This is a genomic window from Chitinilyticum aquatile DSM 21506 (assembly GCF_000430805.1).
In the GTDB taxonomy this organism is placed as follows: Bacteria; Pseudomonadota; Gammaproteobacteria; order Burkholderiales; family Chitinibacteraceae; genus Chitinilyticum; species Chitinilyticum aquatile.
The window spans coordinates 1-17,426 of record NZ_AUMS01000019.1; the positions used below are offsets into that span (position 1 = coordinate 1).

17 protein-coding genes, 1 other RNA gene and 1 pseudogene are annotated in these 17,426 nt (G+C 56.5%); 8 read left to right on the forward strand and 11 right to left on the reverse strand.

The window, feature by feature from the left end; genetic code table 11:
- Positions 1-280: transposase (locus H559_RS0112375; RefSeq protein ID WP_028452952.1), on the reverse strand; the 280-nt coding region annotated here is incomplete at its 3' end.
- A 2-nt stretch (positions 281-282) separates the two neighbouring features.
- On the opposite strand from H559_RS0112375, the gene H559_RS20245 reads away from it, so the two are divergent.
- Together H559_RS20245 and H559_RS0112385 are read left to right on the forward strand one after the other, a co-directional pair.
- Positions 283-660, forward strand: coding sequence for a DNA-methyltransferase (locus tag H559_RS20245; RefSeq protein ID WP_081413045.1), 378 nt, complete (start codon positions 283-285; stop codon positions 658-660).
- A 70-nt stretch (positions 661-730) separates the two neighbouring features.
- Entirely contained in the window at positions 731-1,849 is a 1,119-nt protein-coding gene (locus H559_RS0112385) for a Fic family protein (RefSeq protein ID WP_028452953.1), read from the forward strand.
- Positions 1,850-1,931: 82 nt separating this feature from the next.
- On the opposite strand, the gene H559_RS0112390 is transcribed toward H559_RS0112385, so the two are convergent.
- From H559_RS0112390 to H559_RS20250, 3 genes are all read right to left on the reverse strand, one after another.
- Positions 1,932-2,396 carry a DUF3489 domain-containing protein gene (locus tag H559_RS0112390; protein WP_034641203.1) on the reverse strand — a complete coding sequence of 155 codons (465 nt, stop codon included), beginning with the start codon at positions 2,394-2,396 and terminating at the stop codon, positions 1,932-1,934.
- A gap of 39 nt (positions 2,397-2,435) precedes the next feature.
- Positions 2,436-2,651 carry a hypothetical protein gene (locus H559_RS0112395; RefSeq protein WP_028452955.1) on the reverse strand — a complete coding sequence of 72 codons (216 nt, stop codon included), beginning with the start codon at positions 2,649-2,651 and terminating at the stop codon, positions 2,436-2,438.
- Between the two features lie 121 nt (positions 2,652-2,772).
- A complete protein-coding gene (locus H559_RS20250) occupies positions 2,773-3,078 on the reverse strand; it encodes a DUF6900 domain-containing protein (protein WP_155845408.1) in 306 nt (101 codons plus the stop codon).
- A gap of 89 nt (positions 3,079-3,167) precedes the next feature.
- On the opposite strand from H559_RS20250, the gene H559_RS0112405 reads away from it, so the two are divergent.
- Both H559_RS0112405 and H559_RS0112410 read left to right on the forward strand, forming a co-directional pair.
- Entirely contained in the window at positions 3,168-3,704 is a 537-nt protein-coding gene (locus tag H559_RS0112405; RefSeq protein WP_028452956.1) for a hypothetical protein, read from the forward strand.
- A gap of 18 nt (positions 3,705-3,722) precedes the next feature.
- Entirely contained in the window at positions 3,723-5,690 is a 1,968-nt protein-coding gene (locus H559_RS0112410; protein ID WP_034641208.1) for a phage terminase large subunit family protein, read from the forward strand.
- 67 nt (positions 5,691-5,757) lie between these two features.
- Here H559_RS0112410 and H559_RS22725 read toward each other — a convergent pair whose 3' ends face one another.
- The gene (locus H559_RS22725; protein WP_155845409.1) at positions 5,758-6,657 is read right to left on the reverse strand and encodes a kinase; all 900 of its coding nucleotides are present in this window, start codon (positions 6,655-6,657) and stop codon (positions 5,758-5,760) included.
- A gap of 33 nt (positions 6,658-6,690) precedes the next feature.
- Entirely contained in the window at positions 6,691-7,545 is an 855-nt protein-coding gene (locus H559_RS0112425) for a hypothetical protein (RefSeq protein ID WP_028452959.1), read from the reverse strand.
- Between H559_RS0112425 and H559_RS0112430 the strand changes: the two genes are divergently transcribed.
- From H559_RS0112430 to H559_RS23190, 3 genes and pseudogenes are all read left to right on the forward strand, one after another.
- Positions 7,492-9,354 (forward strand): hypothetical protein, encoded by a 1,863-nt coding sequence (locus H559_RS0112430; RefSeq protein ID WP_155845410.1) that lies wholly within the window; start codon positions 7,492-7,494, stop codon positions 9,352-9,354. The genes H559_RS0112425 and H559_RS0112430 overlap by 54 nt on opposite strands.
- 79 nt (positions 9,355-9,433) lie before the next feature.
- Positions 9,434-10,498, forward strand: coding sequence for a DUF3825 domain-containing protein (locus tag H559_RS0112435; RefSeq protein WP_028452961.1), 1,065 nt, complete (start codon positions 9,434-9,436; stop codon positions 10,496-10,498).
- Positions 10,499-10,503: 5 nt separating this feature from the next.
- Positions 10,504-10,983 (forward strand): annotated as a pseudogene (locus tag H559_RS23190) (IS1595 family transposase); the annotation flags it as partial.
- A gap of 326 nt (positions 10,984-11,309) precedes the next feature.
- Here the strand turns inward: H559_RS23190 and ssrA are convergent.
- Positions 11,310-11,674: a transfer-messenger RNA gene (ssrA, locus tag H559_RS22285) on the reverse strand.
- Between the two features lie 251 nt (positions 11,675-11,925).
- A complete protein-coding gene (locus tag H559_RS0112440; protein WP_034641212.1) occupies positions 11,926-12,795 on the reverse strand; it encodes a LysR family transcriptional regulator in 870 nt (289 codons plus the stop codon).
- A 133-nt stretch (positions 12,796-12,928) separates the two neighbouring features.
- Here H559_RS0112440 and H559_RS0112445 point away from each other — a divergent pair, with 133 nt between their 5' ends.
- Positions 12,929-13,822 (forward strand): MBL fold metallo-hydrolase, encoded by an 894-nt coding sequence (locus H559_RS0112445; protein ID WP_028452963.1) that lies wholly within the window; start codon positions 12,929-12,931, stop codon positions 13,820-13,822.
- A 289-nt stretch (positions 13,823-14,111) separates the two neighbouring features.
- Here H559_RS0112445 and H559_RS20255 read toward each other — a convergent pair whose 3' ends face one another.
- The 3 genes from H559_RS20255 to H559_RS0112460 form a co-directional block, all read right to left on the reverse strand.
- On the reverse strand, positions 14,112-14,504 hold the full coding sequence (locus H559_RS20255; protein ID WP_155845412.1) for a hypothetical protein: 393 nt from the start codon (positions 14,502-14,504) through the stop codon (positions 14,112-14,114).
- 445 nt (positions 14,505-14,949) lie between these two features.
- Complete coding sequence (locus tag H559_RS0112455; protein ID WP_034641215.1) at positions 14,950-16,170, reverse strand: acyltransferase family protein; 1,221 nt, start codon at positions 16,168-16,170, stop codon at positions 14,950-14,952.
- Positions 16,171-16,587: 417 nt separating this feature from the next.
- Positions 16,588-17,346, reverse strand: coding sequence for a substrate-binding periplasmic protein (locus H559_RS0112460; protein ID WP_028452966.1), 759 nt, complete (start codon positions 17,344-17,346; stop codon positions 16,588-16,590).
- Between the last annotated feature and the right edge of the window lie 80 nt (positions 17,347-17,426).

A 17,426-nucleotide genomic window follows, 5' to 3' on the forward strand; every position in this document is an offset into this window, starting at 1 on the left:
CGAAGTACGCCGTGGCTTTTTCCAGGATTTCGAGCTCCATCTTCAGTCGGGCGTTCTCCGCGCGCAGCTGGGATAACTCCATCTGCTCGGGCGTGATGGCCTTGCCAGTTCCGGCGGCCAGTTTTCCCGCCTTGCTGGCTTTGCGCCAGTTGCTGAGTGTCTGCTCGGAAATGCCCAGGTCGCGGGCGACCTGGGCGGGGGATTTGCCTTCGGCTTCGACCAGGCGGACCGCCTCTTGCTTGAACTCGGTGGTGAAGCTCTGCTTCGGGATTTTGTACATCGATACCTCCGTATGCCAGTTTATCTGGCTACGCTTGGTATCCGAAATTCGCGGTTAACCTCAATGTCTGGTTCATCAACAAGCCGGCCAAAAACGATCTGCATCCGACCATGAAACCGGTCGAGCTGGTCGAACGCGCCATCCTCAACAGCAGTAAGACGCGGGATATCGTTTTGGATCTGTTTGGCGGTTCGGGAACCACTTTGATCGCCGCTGAAAAATCCAATCGCCGCGCCAGGCTGATCGAGCTTGATCCGAAGTATGTCGATGTGATCATCAAACGCTGGCAGGACTACTCCGGCAAGCAGGCGATCCGGGCTGTGGATGGGATGGCGTTTGACACTGGATTGCAGTCCCCCGCCTTGGCTTGCGGTGAATAAAAGCGCCATTCGCCGCAATTTTCACGGTGATTAACTTGCCGATGCGGTGAATGCCCCGCATAATCACCGCATGAATAGCGGTGAACACAAATACATCTGGCAATCTCCAGACTGGCCAACGTGGCATTATGATCTGACGGTACTAGCAAAACCGTTAGCCGATGTCTGTCGTGCGCAAGGAATGTTGCTGGGACGACTCAGCGATGTGGGTATGGCGCTGCGTGATCAGGCCAGCCTGCAAGTACTGACCGAAGATGTGCTTAAAACCAGCGAAATCGAGGGTGAGTACTTAGACATTACCACCGTGCGCTCATCCATTGCCCGCCGTCTTGGCGTTGATATTGGCGCCTTGGCACCGGCAGATCGACACGTCGAAGGCGTTGTTGAAATGGTCCTTGATGCGACGACCCGCTGCGCGGAAGCGCTCACCTTGGATCGGCTCTTTGGCTGGCATGCTGCTCTGTTTCCAACTGGCTTTAGTGGAATGAGCCGAATCCGGATTGGCGAATTCAGACAAGATGAAGATGGCCCCATGCAGGTTGTGTCCGGTCCGATTGGCAGGCAAAAAGTGCACTATGAAGCCCCAGCGGCAGAGGTGCTAACCCAAGAAGTCGCCCGCTTTCTGGATTGGCTCAATCATCCTGCCCATAAGGAGCACATTATTCTGCAGGCTGGCATTGCGCACTTGTGGTTTGTGACCTTGCATCCGTTCGACGATGGGAATGGGCGGATCGCCCGCGCTGTCGGTGATTTGCTATTGGCACGCGCGGATGGTACCGCGCAGCGCTTTTACAGTCTATCGGCGCAAATTCAGCGCGAACGAAGCGACTATTACGATATTTTGGAAAAAACGCAGAAAGGCACGCTGGATATCACGCCTTGGCTAGCTTGGTTTCTGGAAACCTTGCTCCGCGCCATCGGGCAAGCCCAGCTCACACTAGATGCCGTTCTGGCCAAGGCAAATTTCTGGCAGCGCTGGCTGGGCACTCCGTTCAATGAACGGCAGATCAAAGTGCTGAACCGGCTACTGGATGGTTTTGATGGCAAATTGACCAACAAAAAATGGGCCGCCATCGCCAAGTGCTCCAGCGATACGGCCCTGCGCGACATCAATGAGCTGCTGAATCTGGGCGTGCTGTGTAAATCCGCATCCGGCGGACGCAGCACGTCCTACGAGATTTCGACTTGAAACCGAGCCCTGTTGAGGGCTGAATTACATCCGGAAATAATAGTTTTCAGCTTTAAATATTCAACAGGGCCTCATTACAGCATCAAGTAATGCGATAGGTTCGCTGCTGGCCACTCATTTTTTCAGACGATAGGTTAAGGCCCAGTTTTTTACGCACGACTCCCGCCAGCGCACCTCGGACAGTGTGTGCCTGCCATTGCGTTGCTGTACAAAGCTGCTCAATCGTAGCGCCTTCAGGCCGCTGCAGCATGCTGATCAGTAGTGCCTGCTTGCTGTTGGCGCGCGGGTTGCGCGGTGTTGGCCCAGCTTCGAGCTGTGTGGCGCCTTGGGCGACGGCGGCTGGGTAGGCACGATCAAGGGCGGCATAAGCACTGAGGCTGGCCCTGTAGCCGCCAACGTGCGGCTCAATCAGGCCACGTTGTAACAGGCTGGCCAGGACACAGTCACGCGCACCGCCGTTGACTTTGTCAGGAAACCAGACCAGCAAGCCAGTCGGGTGACGAGTAGCGGCATCGAGAATTTGTTGCTGGGTAGCGCTCAGCGGCATGATAATCTCCTCAGCCCCGGTCACCCGGGGCGCAGGTCATTACTTGGCAAATTCGCCTTCTTTGAAATAGGCGTCGGTGATTTGCTTGAGCACTTCGATGCGATGGCCCATGTCGCCGACGTCTCCCCATTTGACGTCGTCGGGGTCGACGCTGAAGTGATCGTCCAGCATGGTTTGCAACCGGTTGAGCAGGGTTTCAAATTCCCCGACTTGGGCCACAAATACTTCAATGGGTTGTTGGCGTAGGCTATTCATTTTGCTGCCCCTTATGCGTTATCGTGTCAACATGAAGGCTTCAATTCGGCACACAATCAAGTCATTTGTTCTACTTTTAACCGGAGTTTCAATCAGGCCTGCAGAGCAGGCCTGGGTGTACTCACTCCTGAATCAAATCAGCAGGTGCAACCAACTCTGTACATTGCGAGGCCAGTAGCACGACCGCTTTGCCATCACGCCAACCTTGAAGCTGACCCGAGCGGCGGCGGCCGCGTTGATCGATAAAATGCACGCGCTGGTTTGGCTGATTTTGTTGGCCAGCCCTATAGGCCGCCGCCAGTGCGGCGCGCAGATTCCAGACCGCCAGGTCATAAAAATCGAGGCTGTCTCTGTGTCGGGTGTCCAGGGTTTCAAGTCCGAGGTGCTGCTGGGCGATCTGACCGAGGATGGTATCGATGGTGTTCATGATCATTGCTCCGGTTGGGGTGAACACATTCATCGCTTCATTCCAATTGATTATCAAGTTGATTCTTAATCTTATTTTTGGGTATTTACATGGGGATCTCGATTCGCGCCTACGCTCGCGAACGCGGGGTATCTGACGCAGCTGTGCGCAAAGCCATCAAGGCTGGACGGATTACGCCAGAGCCCGATGGCACCATCGACCCAGCTCGCGCGAATCGCGAATGGGCCCACAACACCGATCAGGCACAGCAGCGCAGCTCAGTCCGCGCCGTGCCCAATGAAGCCCTGTCCACCGTGCGGGATACCGTCAGTGATGCCTCAGCAGGCCTCAGTGGCGGCACCACCCTGCTGCAGGCCAGAACCGCCAATGAGGTACTGAAAGCCCAGACCGGCAAAGTCCGACTGGCGCGCTTGAAAGGTGAGCTGGTCGATCGGGCCCAGGCAGTCGCCCATGTATTCAAGCTCGCACGCGCAGAACGTGATGCCTGGCTGAATTGGCCATCGCGGGTGTCTGCACAAATGGCAGCCGAATTGCTGGTTGATCCACACACGCTGCACATCACGCTTGAACGCGCGGTTCGGGATCACCTGACCGAAATGACTGAAATCCAAGTGAGGATTGATTGATGAGGTAAGCCCACGGTGATGCCCTACAACGGTGCTTTGGCCATTGATGCCGCTTGGCGTGAAGGTCTGATGCCTGATCCTTTGCTCACGGTTTCGCAATGGGCCGATCAGTACCGATATCTCTCCGGCAAATCGGCTTCGGAGCCCGGCCGGTGGCGCACCAGTCGTACGCCTTACCTGAAAGCGATCATGGATTGCCTGTCGCCCACCTCCAAGGTAGAGCGTGTCGTTTTTATGAAAGGCGCTCAAGTCGGCGGTACCGAATGCGGCAATAACTGGATGGGCTATGTCATCCATTTATCGCCAGGCCCGATGATGGCGGTCTCGCCCACCGTCGAAATGGCCAAACGCAACTCGAAGCAGCGGGTTGATCCATTGATTGATGAGTCGCCAGAACTGACCTCGCGTATCGCGCCCGCCCGGGCCAGAGACTCGGGCAACACAATTCTGGCCAAAGAGTTTCGCGGCGGCGTACTGGTAATGACCGGCGCCAATAGCGCGGTCGGCTTGCGCTCAATGCCAGTGCGGTATCTTTTTCTGGATGAAGTGGATGGTTATCCCGCTGATGTCGAAGGCGAAGGTGATGCCATTTCACTGGCCGAGGCCCGTACCCGGACCTTTGCCCGCCGGAAGATCTTCATTGTCTCAACACCGACGATTGCTGGTGCCAGTGCCATCGAACGTGAATATGAAGCATCCAACCAGCAGCGCTATTTTGTGCCGTGCCCCCACTGTGGCCATGCCCAGTGGTTGCGCTTTGAACAACTGCGATGGGAAAAAGGCCGGCCGGCATCTGTGGCCTATGTGTGCGAGTCCTGCGAGCAGCCGATTGCCGAGCATCACAAAACCTGGATGCTGGAGCATGGTGAGTGGATCGCACAGAACCCAGATTGCCCAAGCAAAACGACCGGCTTTCATCTGTCGTCGCTCTACAGTCCGGTAGGCTGGCGCTCATGGGCTGACATTGCCGCCGCTTGGGAGGCTGCCGTGAATCAAGAAACCGGCTCCAGCTCAGCCATCAAGACCTTCAAAAATACCGAGTTGGGCGAAACCTGGCTGGAAGATGGCGAAGCGCCTGATTGGCAACGTCTGCTGGAACGGCGCGAAGAATATCCAGTCGGCCAGATACCGCTACCCGCCTTGCTACTCACTGCGGGTGCCGATATCCAAAAAGACCGGATCGAGGTTTCTGTCTGGGCATTCGGTCCCGGCAAGGAATCCTGGCTCATTGAGCATCGTGTTCTGATGGGCGATACGGCCCGCGATCATGTCTGGCAGGACTTAGGGCAATTGCTTGGCGAAACCTGGACCCATGCCAGCGGGGCTCAACTCCCGCTGCAACGCTTGGCAATCGATACCGGCTTTGCCACCCAGGAAGCCTATTCATTTATTCGGGGGACGCATGATCCCCGGGTCATGGCCGTCAAAGGTGTTCGTGCCGGCGCCATGGGTGGTGCGGCACTAATCGGCACACCGACCGCCGTCGACATCACCATCGGCGGTAAAAAACTGCGCCGTGGCATCAAGGTGTACTCCGTCGCTGGCGGCATCGCCAAGCTGGAGCTCTACAACAACCTGCGCAAACCAGCTGATCTCGCCGATGACGGATGCACGCCAGAGTATCCGGCGGGTTATGTGCATTTGCCCATGGTGGATGGTGAATACCTCCAGCAATTGTGCGCCGAGCAACTGATTACCCGGCGTGATCGCCATGGTTTCGCGATCCGCGAGTGGCAAAAAATGCGTGAACGTAATGAGGCGCTCGACTGCTATGTCTACGCCCGCGCGGCGGCAGCATCAGTCGGGCTGGATCGATTCGAAGATCGGCACTGGCGCGAACTTGAACGACAACTTGGCATAGAAAGCCAGACAGCGCGACAGATCGACCCTGCTTCTCAGCACTCTGCCGGTACCACCAACACCAGCATTCATTCCAAAACCAATCCATCAAGCCGGCGTGTCATCAAAAGCCGCTGGCTAACTTAATTCGAGGAAGTCCCTATGAGCCTTGCCACCCAAATCGAAAGCCTGGTCCTGCGTGTCGCGCAGGAATTCAAAGACATCCGCAGTAAAACCGGCAACCTGACCAGCCTCTCCACCAACGACAAATCCAGTTTGGTGGCTGCCTGAGGATTAGTTGCTCCTTCAACTTGAAAGGCAGATGGCTCCAGATATTGAACCAAGGCCCCTTCGGGATACCGCCACCGCCTTGGCCGTAGGGGAAATAGCCGTTGCGGATGTTCTCCACGGGACCGGCTCCGCCGACAACATCGTAGGGATGGCGACCAAGCATCAGTGCCTTGAAGATCAGTATGGACAGCGAAAAAAGTTCGCTTTCCAGTGTTCGGTTGATTTTGGCCAGTTCCTTGCCTTGCAATTCGGGCGCGAGCATATCCGGAGCCGCCACCGGGCAGCGGTATATATTGCCCGTCACATTGAGCTGCCAGCTGTCACAGTCGATCAGCGTAACCGTATCGCTATCCGGGTCGCACAAGAAGTTGGCTAGGTTGTAGTCGCCGACCATCACGCCCGCAGCGTGCAATTCTTTCAGCGTACCGAGCAAATTCAGCAGATATGCCACCACGGCGGGTCGATCAAGGTCAGGGAATTGCTCACGATATGCCATTGCATGGGCGAGTACGTTCATACGTACCCCAGCAGCCTTGCGCATAGCATAGCCACGCCACTGACCACGTTCGTCTAATACTGAGAAACGCGGCCAAGCTAATCCTGGGTGCTGCTTGAGACCCGCAAGCTTAGGATCGCTGCTCATGGCATCAATCTTGGTACGCAGGGCGTCACTTCGTTTTTGCAGCACTTGTGGGTGGTACAATTTGACGACCACACTCGGAAAGTTGGGAACAGCATGGACAGCCGCTTCGCCGCCTTGTGCGAATGGGGAGTCGGCCAGCTGGACGGATTCTCCTGCTGCGTTGCGAACGGTGAGGCTCATGGTGGTTTCTCCTGTGTTGTGGCAAGCACTGATTCAATCGAAGAGCCAGTCGAAGATTTCCGAGGCGACGTAGCCGACCCCGACGGCGACCGCAAGTGGAGCACCAATTGTCACTGCGGTTGCTGCCACACCGGTGATGCCAAGCGCCGAGACTGCGGCCACGGCTCCGGCCCCAGAGGCTGTGGCGGCAGCCCCAGCCGCGGCACCGCTGACCCCGCCTTTGGCGCTGGCCTTGACTACGGTGCCGGCTACTTCCACTGCATCCGCACGACCCTCGATCAGGTCTATGCAGCCTTTCACTGCAGCGACTCCGCCGCCGATGATTGCCCCGGCCGCACCGCCGGCCTTGGCTGCCTGGCCCATTGCGCTGCTGAGACTGCCGCTACCAGTTGCGCCGGCACGCTGCGCCAGTGACTCGGTGCTTTTCGACGACACGCCAGTACTAGTCATGCGCTTGGAAATACCTGCCTTCTCGGCTGCCTTGTTGAAGGCTTGGGTGCTTTCTTCAGAGCCGACCAGTTGTGCGCTGCGATACTTGCCATCGGCGCACTGCTTGACTAGTTTGTTGATGCCCGCTTGGCTGGTGACGTCCTTGACCTGAAGGCGCTCGATGACCTTACCGCCCTTGGTGGTTACCAGATCGACGGTGCCGGCTGTGGTGCTCTTGGTCAGTTCGGTGCTGGCGCCATTTAGGGTGAGCAGGTTTCGGGCATTGCGTACATCTTTCACCAGAACCTCGTGGATGTGGCCCTTGAGGTGGGGGTTGTGGCCGGCACGTTCCATCGCTCGGGCGATGACAGTGCCTTCGTAGGCCGTTTTTGAAACCACTGCGCCGTGGCCTACATTGCCTTGGCCGATAAAGATGCCATTGGATTTGATTTGTGCCATGATTTATTCCTTGCTGGTGTAGCGGCACGAAATGTGCTGCTTGTTGCAACGAACTATGAGCGCAAAAATAGAAAAGTTAGAGGAGGCTTAGCGGAGATGAGTGGGGAATGCCAGCAGTCAGCGGATGACTTTTCCGTGAATAACAATCACGAAATCAAGGCCGATCCTGTGGCACTCCTGAATATTGTGCTTTCGATGCTACCCCTTCATGCCGAAGAGGGCCGGCAACGCGAAAGTTGCCATGAAACTGAAATCGTCACAGTGCTTATTGAGCAAGGCCGCGCTACAGAGGCAACCGCAGTGTCGCTGGTTTACACACTGCGACGCCAATTTGAGGCGTTGTCTCTGCTTGATTCGATTGAGCTTCGGAGTGGTAAATGGACGTTTGTCTCATTTCCTGCATCCTTGCTGGGGCGTTCTTGGCTAACGACACTAGCCACCCCAGGTCAATTACTGCTGCCCGCTGACTATTGGGAACAAGGGGATGACCGGCCTCCCGAGACGAAGGAGGAGCAGCGCTCTCTCTTGCATCGGGTAGAACTCGGCCGATTAAAATTCAACCAACAGGCTAAGACAATCAGAACAGTACACGTTGCTTGGGCATTTATTCGTCTGGGTAACAATTTCCTCCTGCACCATCGTGAGGACAAAAAACGGCCAGGTGAAAAATCATATGTACTGCCGGGCGGACGATTCAGTCTGACTGACCTACCCGTCGACGTTCGAGAACGCCACGACATTCTGAAAACGATTTTTGATCCAGAATCCGAGATCGTTACTCAGCACATTGCCCGCACGCTGGAAAGAGAACTTGAAGAAGAGGCGGGGCTTCTGGTGGGGATACATTACACCTACACGCCATTGAGCAATTCCATCCCGATTTACCGTGAAGTCAATGGTGCAGGGAATCGGCATGCCTACTCTTCTTACAGGTTCAACCTATTCCAGATCAAGCTGACCCAATCTGGTGAGACGCACCTGCTCGATAAGGTGTCAACATCTCCCGGCACGTTAACGTGGTTTTCCGCTGCAGATATCGCCGCTCCACAGCGACCCGATGGGGCTTCCGCATATGTGGAAGCATTGCGCCAGGCATGGGGCGATGAACTTGATAAACAGCTATTGAATGTCCCTGACTCCAGCACATCTCCCCTTCCCTACAACGACGAGTCTTGCATGCTGGATTTGCCAGGACATCCTGGGAAAAGTTTTTTTTACTCTGGCAAGCCCGGAAAAGAAAAGCCAATTGCGCCGGTTTCGCCGCTAGATCAGCAGGAATGGCAGTTCCTCATGCTATTGGGTTGGCATGCGCGCAGCTTCCCGATACAGGAAGCCCGCAGAATCCAATTGCTCGCAAACGGATGGGTTAATGCCAGCGACATCATACAGCTAGCCAAAGGGCTTCAAGAAAAAATCCAGCCAGTAATACCCAATCTCATAGAGATCCGTGAGAACCGGTACGCTTCTTTGAGAATATCTCCGGATATTTTGTTTTTACCGGTTGAGTTGTTTCACTACAGGATTGCTGGCAGCAACAAAGACGGAGGAGAGTTTTGGCTGGAGCGACAAGAAATGCAGACACCCTGGGGCTGTTTACAGGGGGGGCGCTACGAAAAGAAGGTTACCGGGAAGACAACGGCCACCTTACGTGAACTGGAGAAAGGCGACGATCCGGATGGCGATTGGGAAAGGAACCTACGCGAACAGTTTGGCGAAGGGGTGCGAGGGGTTGGTTTACGCCGACTCTGGAGTAGCAAGGGGAATTCATCATGCTTGGTTGCGGGGCTTCAACGGATGTCCAACCCCTGAATGGTAGCTCCGTTAGCTCTCCGCTTGAAATCGAGCTTAATCAAATAAGATTTGGGTGTGCATTTCAAAGGATAAAAAAATGGAAAGAATAAAAGGATCTATCGAAACTTGGCAGTCGGCCGGATACGGCATAATTCGTGGCTCAGATCAAAATACATATCTAGCTCATTACACCGATTTTGAAGCCTACATAAGCAAGAAGAGCAAGATATCAATGGAAATTGGCCAAGACGTTACTTTTGTTCCGTGTAAGAGTGGGAGGGGCAAAGCTGAGAGTATCGAATATGACAGTAGAAGCGCTCTTTTTAGATTCGCCCATTTTCCTGATTACGAGGGCGCGATTCAGCAGTTAGCGTTAGAGTTCGCTGTTCGGGAGAAGTGGTCATCATCATCCTTTGATGAAGACTCGTTGCGTTCGCAGGCAGCGACTAAGGGATGGGACGAGCAGAAAGTCACCAAATTTGTTAAGCGTAAGCAATTCGATGTCCTTTTTTCCTTCATAGAGAGAACTTTTGAGCGACTTCAACTCGAGGATAAGATTATTTATTCAGATTCTGGGGCTGCCTTCAATACATCGCTAGGGAACAAATTCGATAAAGACGTTTTCGCGATCTTCAAATATACCCCAAATAAGCCGTCGAAATACACTTTTGATAAGTTCACTGACGCGAATTTTGTTGGTAAAAATTTCCCGATCGTGCCAGAGTCACCAAGCTACTTCTTCGATATCGCGTCACAATCGAAGATACCTAGTGACCACCTTCTCCTAGACTGTGAGCTCAAAATATTCCCGGATTTTGTTCATCTGTTTGACGAAAGGCGGACGCGGTTCCCTGAAGCATGGCGAGAAATGAGTGACGATGAGTGCGCCAGTAAATTTGAGCAACTTCTAGATCGGTCGCGTAGTCGGGTGCGGCGCAACTTCCGCGCGGCGGTACCATTCTACTACCCGGCATTGAAGAAGATTCAAATGTTGCTGCCGATTACTTTCACCAACGGGAACGAGACTAGTGAGACACGGGCGCTGGTAGTTTCTCGTGAAGGCGCTGGTTATTCGGCAGAGACAATTATGCCTCTCGAGTGGGCTTATAAGAACGCTCGACTTGTAGCAAAACCTGACCGAGATGATTGGCTAGATTTTTAATTAATCCTCGTCCGGCCCGCCGTCGCGGCGGTGTTGCCTAAACGCGCGGCTCCGGAGCTGAACAAATTCCGGTTCTGGTGGTGCGAGATCGCTCCGGTCATGCCGCAGACTTCAAGCTGTCCAAGCTGGATGCGAATCATGTCGCCTCCCAGCTAAAGCCGCTGGTTGACCCTGATGCCGTTCTCTGTACCGATGGTGCGGCGGTTTGTGCTCGCTTTACCCGCGAGGCCTGCATGACCCATGTGGTCGTACAAGCCAAGCCGGGAAGTCGGGTCAAAGAGGGGCGTACCACATTCAGAACGTCAATGCCTATCACCGTAGGCAGAAGAACTGGATGCGCCGCTTCCATTGTGTGGCGACGCATTATCTGGAGAATTATCTGAGATGGCGGCGCATGCTGGAAACGGTACGGCAAAGCCATCACTCCGAAAGCCTGCCTGCAGGAAGCAATGGGGAGAGGCTTGCACCACGGTTTTGGTACATAGCCTATAAAATGGCCTGCGCAGAGATCCGTAGTTAGTGACGTCAGATGCTTCGTGTGGACTGCCCAAGCATGTCTACTGTAAAACTCGTTCGGCAAGTCCAGAAGTAACGCCATGATTTATATGGCAAATGCAAAACCATGCTTCCGGACTTCACTTTTGGGGTGGGGCTGAGAGATGACATATGAAATAGTCGGCACAGAGATCAGCGGTCGGTCGATCCGGAAAATTTGTGCCGTAGCCAGTCCGGAAGCCTTGCGCCACAAGGCTTGTAGCGGCGGGGCTGGGCAAAGAAAAACCCCAACTGAGAACAGTTGGGGTTTGTGTATTGGTGGAGACGGCGGGAGTCGAACCCGCGTCCGGAAGCCCTCTACGAAGGGTTCTACATGCTTAGTCTAGCCATTTGGATTTAACTCCCTTCCACGCCGACCGACAGGCTTGGGGAGAGCGAGTTACCTTGGATTTAACCCCGGCTCAAGTAACCCGAACCGAGGCGATCCCTTCTTAATGACTCTACTGCCGGTTTGACCCGACCCGCCCGAAGGGCTCTGCGGTGTAGAGACTGGCGCAATTAAGCAGCCAGTGCGTAAGTTTCGTCGTTTGCGACTATATAAATTCAGTGTTTAACGGGGTGACTGAAATCCCGGCATGCCCCCATCCGCTTTGTAACCCCCGTCGAAACCATGGCGTCCCCGTGAGTCTTCAAAAGAGATGAAGAACCGCCAGTATACACCCGTTTCGGGGGCAGCAGACAGTCGATGTCTGGTGGCCGCACGAAAGCGCAAGGTGGTGTGGGCCGCGAGCGCCCGATTTTGCTGCGCTGTGGCTTGCCGATTTGGCGGGCAAGCGTAACGCTGGCTGCCTGTGTGTATTGCTGGGTATCCCGCTATACCCATTGTTGGTAAATGGCTCTGCCTTGATACCTGTCACGTTTATGGCCGGTGATCAGGCGGCCAGTCGTTCTGCCAGGAAATCCAGCAGCGTACGCAGCGTGGCGGGTAAATGCTTGCGCGAGCTGTAGACGCCGAAAATCCCCAGCTCCTGCGGTGCAAAACCATCCAGCACGGTCTGCAGTTCGCCGCTGGCGAGGCTGGGGGTGGCGAGGTAGCGCGGCAGCATGGCGATGCCGGCGCCGGCCACACAGGCCTGCAGCAGTGCGGTGGCGTCGTTGGCGCTGATATTGCCGCTGACGGCAACGCTGACCGGCGTGTTGTCGCTCAGGCGGGTGAATTGCCACAGGCTTTTTCCGAAGTAGCTGTGCGTGAGGCAGGAACGCTGCGCCAGCTCTTCCACACCGGCGGGCATGCCGTGTTCCCGCAGCCAGGCGGGGGCGGCGCACAGCACCGAGGGGCAGCGGCCCAGTTTGCGGGCAATCAGGTTCGGATCAAGCTCGCGGGCGATGCGGATGGCCAGATCAATGCGCTCATCCACCAGATTCACCGCGCGGTCGAGCAGCTGCATGTCGATGGTGACGCCAGGGTATTTCGCCACATAGGTGGCCACTTCGCGCGCCAGCACCGCATGACCGAAAGAGCTGCTGGCGGTGATGCGCAGCAATCCGCGTGGCGCATCGTCCGGCACGGCCACTGCGGCCTGCATGTCGGCTTCCAGCTCCAGCATCTGCCGGCAGCGCGGCAGCAGCTCGGCGCCGGCGGGTGTCAGCGTCAGCTTGCGTGTCGTGCGATGCAGCAGCCGGGCGCCCGTCCAGTGTTCCAGCTCGGCCAGATGGCGCGATACGGCCGGGCGCGAGAGATCAAGCAGATCCGCCGCTGCCGACTGGCTGCCGCTATCCACCACCGTCACAAATACCCGCATTGCTGCCAGCCTGTCCATTGATATGCCCGTTTTTTGCAACAAATTAGCGCGGATTCTACGCTTTTTTGCAGCGGTATTCGCAACTAAGATGGCGTCCATGCACTCAAGCACAACCCAGACAAGGACGCACACCATGAACCGCAACACCACCTTTACCCGCCGCCTGCTGGCCGGTGCCATCGTTTCCTTTGGCCTGATCGCCGCCACACCGGCACTCGCTGCCGATGCGCTGAAGCTGGACGTTTACAATCCCGGCCACGAGGCCATTTTCCCGGTGACGTCGGTGCTGGTATCCGGCAAGCACGATGCCATCCTGATCGACGCGCAGTTTGGCCGTTCGCAAGCCGAAAAAGTGGTCGAAATGATCCGCGCCAGCGGCAAGAAGCTGACCACCGTCTACATCAGCCACGGTGATCCGGACTTCTACTTCGGCCTGGAAACCATCAAGGCCGCCTATCCGGACGTGAAGGTGCTGGCCACCAGAACCACCATCGAGCACATCGAGCACACCCGCGCCAAGAAACTGGCCTTCTGGGGTCCGAAGCTGGGCAAGGATGCGCCGGCAACCACCATCGTGCCGCAGGAATTGCAGGGCGACACACTGAAGCTGGAAGGGAAGACGCTGCAGGTGCGTGACCTGAAGGGCCCGCAGCCGGATCGCAGCTATGTGTGGATTCCGTCGATCAAGGCCGTCGTTGGCGGCGTGGTGAACTTCAACGGCCTGCATGTGTGGATGGCCGATACGCAAAGCGAGCAATCGCAGCTCGACTGGCTGAAGACGCTGGACGGCATCGCCGCGCTCAAGCCGAAAACCGTGATCCCGGGGCATTACGCCGCCGGTACCGCGCAGGACATCAGCGCCGTGACATTCACCCGCGACTACGTGGAAGCCTTCCGTGCTGCCGCTGCCAAGGCACAGAACTCCGCCGAGCTGATTGGCGCCATGAAGGCGAAATACCCGCAGGCCGGCGAAGAATCCTCGCTGGAACTCAGCGCCAAGGTCGCCAAGGGCGAGATGAAGTGGTGATTGATACCAATATGGGTATTGCCATGTAGCCTTTTATTGTTAAAGGCTTTGGGTATATACAATACAAGGCCGCCCGTGAGCGGCCTTGTGCTATCTTGTGGTTTCCAGTCTGGCCGGGGCTGGCCTTGCCGAAAAAATACACGTCTCGTCCGGTGCATTCACGACCTGTTCACTGTCGGCCTGCGGAATGACTCCTGCAGGCCGCGCTGTGGCGGGATTTCAGAAAGGCGACGATGCGGTTTTGGCTATCGGCGCTGCTGCTTTCGCCTGTGCAAATGTCAGCCTGCCATCACCACACGCGCCACATTAGTTGAATGGCGATCATGGCGTCGATTTTGTCGCGAATTTTGGGCGTGCCTGTCACATTCACGGCCAGGTGATCACCGCGCCAGCTCAGTAATGGGAGCGCGGCCAGAAACCAGTCACCGTCCGACATGCGGGGATAGCCATCCATCGCGCCAACGGCCAGACCCAGATCGAAAGACCCCAGTTTCAGTGGTTGCCAGGCAGCCGCAAGATAGTGACTGTGCTGGTTTTCACTATTGAGGAACTGGCCACCCATCAGGGCCCACTCATCGTCCAGATCAAGCTGGGCGCCAAATCCCCAATTCTGCTCGCGAAAGCCCCGGCTGCGATCAGGGTGATAGGATAGGAAACCTGCATTAAGCCAGATGCGTTGCACGCTCCGCTCCTGCTCAGTGTCTGCGGGGGGCTCCTCGGCGCGCAAGAGGGGGGACAACAGCACAATCAGCATCAGTGTAATCGGGAACAAACGGACAAATTGCATGGTGGCTCGCGCTGGGATGGAAAAATCGCCGCAGCCGGGTGGGGGCATGGCGACAGATCGTTCAGCTTAGGCAGTGGCAGGGCAGGACGGGAATGAAGAATTTATTGCAAACTGCCTGCCCCGCGGCTCGCAGAGCAAAGGAGGCTCGCCAGAGGCAGGCAAGGGTACCGCCCATCTCTGGTTCTTGTGCTGTTATTGCGTTGCCTTGAGTGAGAACCAGCCTCTGCTATACATGCAGGGTGATGCTGACAGGGCCTTTTCAAATATTAAGCTCTGAATATATACCCCTCACCAAGGTCATCCTTCTGGATGGCCTTGGTGCATATGGGTAGACAGGAATTCAGCCTGCACGCCCTGCGGTGGCGAGCTGCGTCTTGCGCATGGTACTGCTGTGCCACTGGCGTAGCCAGCGTTGCGCCGGACGCTCGAAGCAATGGTAACTCAGCGCCGACACGGCCAGTGTCAGCAGTACGAAGCTGCCTATGCCCAGCAGTGCCGCCAGCCAGCCGGTTTGCGCGTACCACGTTGCCAGCGTCGCCGGAGCCAGCCAGTTCAGCACCTCGACGCCGGCCAGCAGCAGCACCGTGTGCCACAGGTAAACGGAAAACGACAGATCGCCCAGCCAGCGGGTAAGCCGGTTTTCCAGCAGGGAAAACACCGGGCTTGGGCGCGGCTGCTGGATGGCGGCGGCGTACACCAGCAGGGCATAGGCCACGATCAGCGCCAGGCTGACCGGCAGGCTTTGCGGCAGGTGCAGCAGCAGCAAGGGCAGGACAACCAGTACGGCCAGTACGGCGTCGTTATTCAGCCAGCGGGCCAGCACGCGCTGGCGCACGGCGGGCAGCAGGCTCAGGCCAAGTACGAAACCGGCCAGTCCGCGCAGCATGGCGGCGATGCCGGTGGTGGCGTCGAGCGAACCCAACTGGTGATGAATGCCGCCCAGCGTGGTGAGCGCAAGCAGTGCGGCCAGCCAGCGCCAGCGGCTTTGCCAGCCGGCCAGCGGCAGCAACAGCGGGAACAGCAGATAGCAGCCCCATTCCACGCTGAGCGACCACGATGACACATTCCACGCCAGCATCGATTTGGTCAGCAGACCCTGCGCCAGGAAAAACTGCTCCGGAAGTGCCTCCAGCCGGTTGAACGGCCCTTCAAAAGCCGGAATGCCATTCATGCCCCAGCTGCCGAACAGCGGGCCACCGTAGTAGGTCAGCCCCTGAGCCTGCTTGATGGTTTCCCAGGCCACCAGCAGCAGCAACGTCAGCAGAAAGAGCGGATAGATGCGGCTGAGCCGCAGCCACAGGAACTGGCGGTAGCGCAGTGGCTGGTCAGTGCCGCGCATCAGGTTCAGATACACATGCCCCAGTACCAGCCCGCTGAGAATGAAAAACAGATCCACCGCCAGATACCCATTTTCAAGCAGCTGGGTGTGAGCGGCCAGTGCTTCCTTCCATTGCGGAAACAGAATCAGGCGGGCGTGAAACAGCATGACCAGCAGCGCGGCAAGCCCGCGCAGCGCAGTCAGTAGTGGTAGCTCCCGGGGATCGGGACCTGGGTTCGACATGATTTCCTCCTTGCAGTCAGTGCGAAAAGGGCCGCGCCCGGCGACGAGTCAGACAAGGCCTGGTACTGAAACCCTAAGCGCAAGACACTAGAAAGGAAATATCCGACGAACGGCGTTACAAATAATGCAGGAAATTGATTTTTGGCGTTACTTCGGCAAAAAGTAACGAAATCCACTCAAGTTCTGAAAAATACGGTTTGCGAGAGGGACGAGTTGGTGATGGCGCATAAGGTGAATTACCTACTGCAAGGGACGTGTCACGTTTACTTACATTTCATTGCGGAGCGCAAGATATAGTTATTGCGAAAACACTACACAAATGATCGGGCAAGGGGAAATGCACTCTTTGATTCAGCGGCAGCATCCGGTGTTCTCGGCAGCTGCCGAAGCAGAGTGGCAAGCCTGTTTTGGCTGACTCTATTGGGCGTATTTGGCGTAAATCCGGCTGAGCGTTCCGTTGTCTTCAAGCCTGTCCAGCGCGGCCTGTACTCGGCTGATGGTTGCCGGCGGCACCTTGCGGGAAAACGCGATATAGCGGCCACCGGTATTGAATCGGGCCGGCAGGATGCGCAGCTGGTCACGGAAGGCCTGCGGGCCGATGCGGATGGCCGTTTTCATTTCGATTTCCGACTGGAAGGCAAAACGTCCGCGCCCGTTGACCAGCTTTTGCAGATTGGTTTCCAGTGATCGCCCACCGTCATCGATCTGGATGTCCATTTTCTTCAGCTGGTCACCCTGCGACACACCCTTGGCAATGAGCACGACGCCCTTGTCACCCAGCGCTTTCAGCTCTTCCAGATGGCGGATGTCGATCGGGTCATCGCGTCGTGCCACCAGTACATCGGAGACAAAATACAGCGGGGGATCAATGAACACATACTGCTTTTCCCGCTCGGCACTCCTGATGAAGCCGAAAAACACATCGATTTCACCGTTTTCCAGCATTTTTTCGATGCGCTTGAGCGGCAGGAAATCATTTCCTCCGCTGAAGCGAATGCCGGGGTCGAGCCGGCTGATTTCCTGCATGATTTCGATGCTGATGCCGGTGCTGGCGCCACCGGGGTTGCGGATGAATTTCGGGGCGCTGTCCTGTGCTGCCGTGCGCAGGGTTTCGGCGGCCAGCAGGGAGCTCAGCAAGAGACTGGCTACAGCAATCAGGCCGTGAAGTTTCCGCATGATTCATTCCGCAGAAAGGTGAAGGGTGAAACCGGCACGACCGGCGGAGGCTGATGTGCCGGGATGCTGTCTGTGTTGTA

What these genes read in the sequence shown, in the direction of transcription:
- H559_RS0112460 (WP_028452966.1), bottom strand. Translation starts at nt 17,346, where the DNA reads ATGCGGAAACTTCACGGCCTGATTGCTGTAGCCAGTCTCTTGCTGAGC.
- H559_RS0112455 (WP_034641215.1), bottom strand. Translation starts at nt 16,170, where the DNA reads ATGTCGAACCCAGGTCCCGATCCCCGGGAGCTACCACTACTGACTGCG.
- H559_RS0112395 (WP_028452955.1), bottom strand. Translation starts at nt 2,651, where the DNA reads ATGAATAGCCTACGCCAACAACCCATTGAAGTATTTGTGGCCCAAGTC.
- H559_RS0112405 (WP_028452956.1), top strand. Translation starts at nt 3,168, where the DNA reads ATGGGGATCTCGATTCGCGCCTACGCTCGCGAACGCGGGGTATCTGAC.
- H559_RS22725 (WP_155845409.1), bottom strand. Translation starts at nt 6,657, where the DNA reads ATGAGCCTCACCGTTCGCAACGCAGCAGGAGAATCCGTCCAGCTGGCC.
- H559_RS20250 (WP_155845408.1), bottom strand. Translation starts at nt 3,078, where the DNA reads ATGAACACCATCGATACCATCCTCGGTCAGATCGCCCAGCAGCACCTC.
- H559_RS0112425 (WP_028452959.1), bottom strand. Translation starts at nt 7,545, where the DNA reads ATGGCACAAATCAAATCCAATGGCATCTTTATCGGCCAAGGCAATGTA.
- H559_RS0112410 (WP_034641208.1), top strand. Translation starts at nt 3,723, where the DNA reads ATGCCCTACAACGGTGCTTTGGCCATTGATGCCGCTTGGCGTGAAGGT.
- H559_RS0112445 (WP_028452963.1), top strand. Translation starts at nt 12,929, where the DNA reads ATGAACCGCAACACCACCTTTACCCGCCGCCTGCTGGCCGGTGCCATC.
- H559_RS0112390 (WP_034641203.1), bottom strand. Translation starts at nt 2,396, where the DNA reads ATGCCGCTGAGCGCTACCCAGCAACAAATTCTCGATGCCGCTACTCGT.
- H559_RS0112385 (WP_028452953.1), top strand. Translation starts at nt 731, where the DNA reads ATGAATAGCGGTGAACACAAATACATCTGGCAATCTCCAGACTGGCCA.
- H559_RS0112440 (WP_034641212.1), bottom strand. Translation starts at nt 12,795, where the DNA reads ATGCGGGTATTTGTGACGGTGGTGGATAGCGGCAGCCAGTCGGCAGCG.
- H559_RS0112435 (WP_028452961.1), top strand. Translation starts at nt 9,434, where the DNA reads ATGGAAAGAATAAAAGGATCTATCGAAACTTGGCAGTCGGCCGGATAC.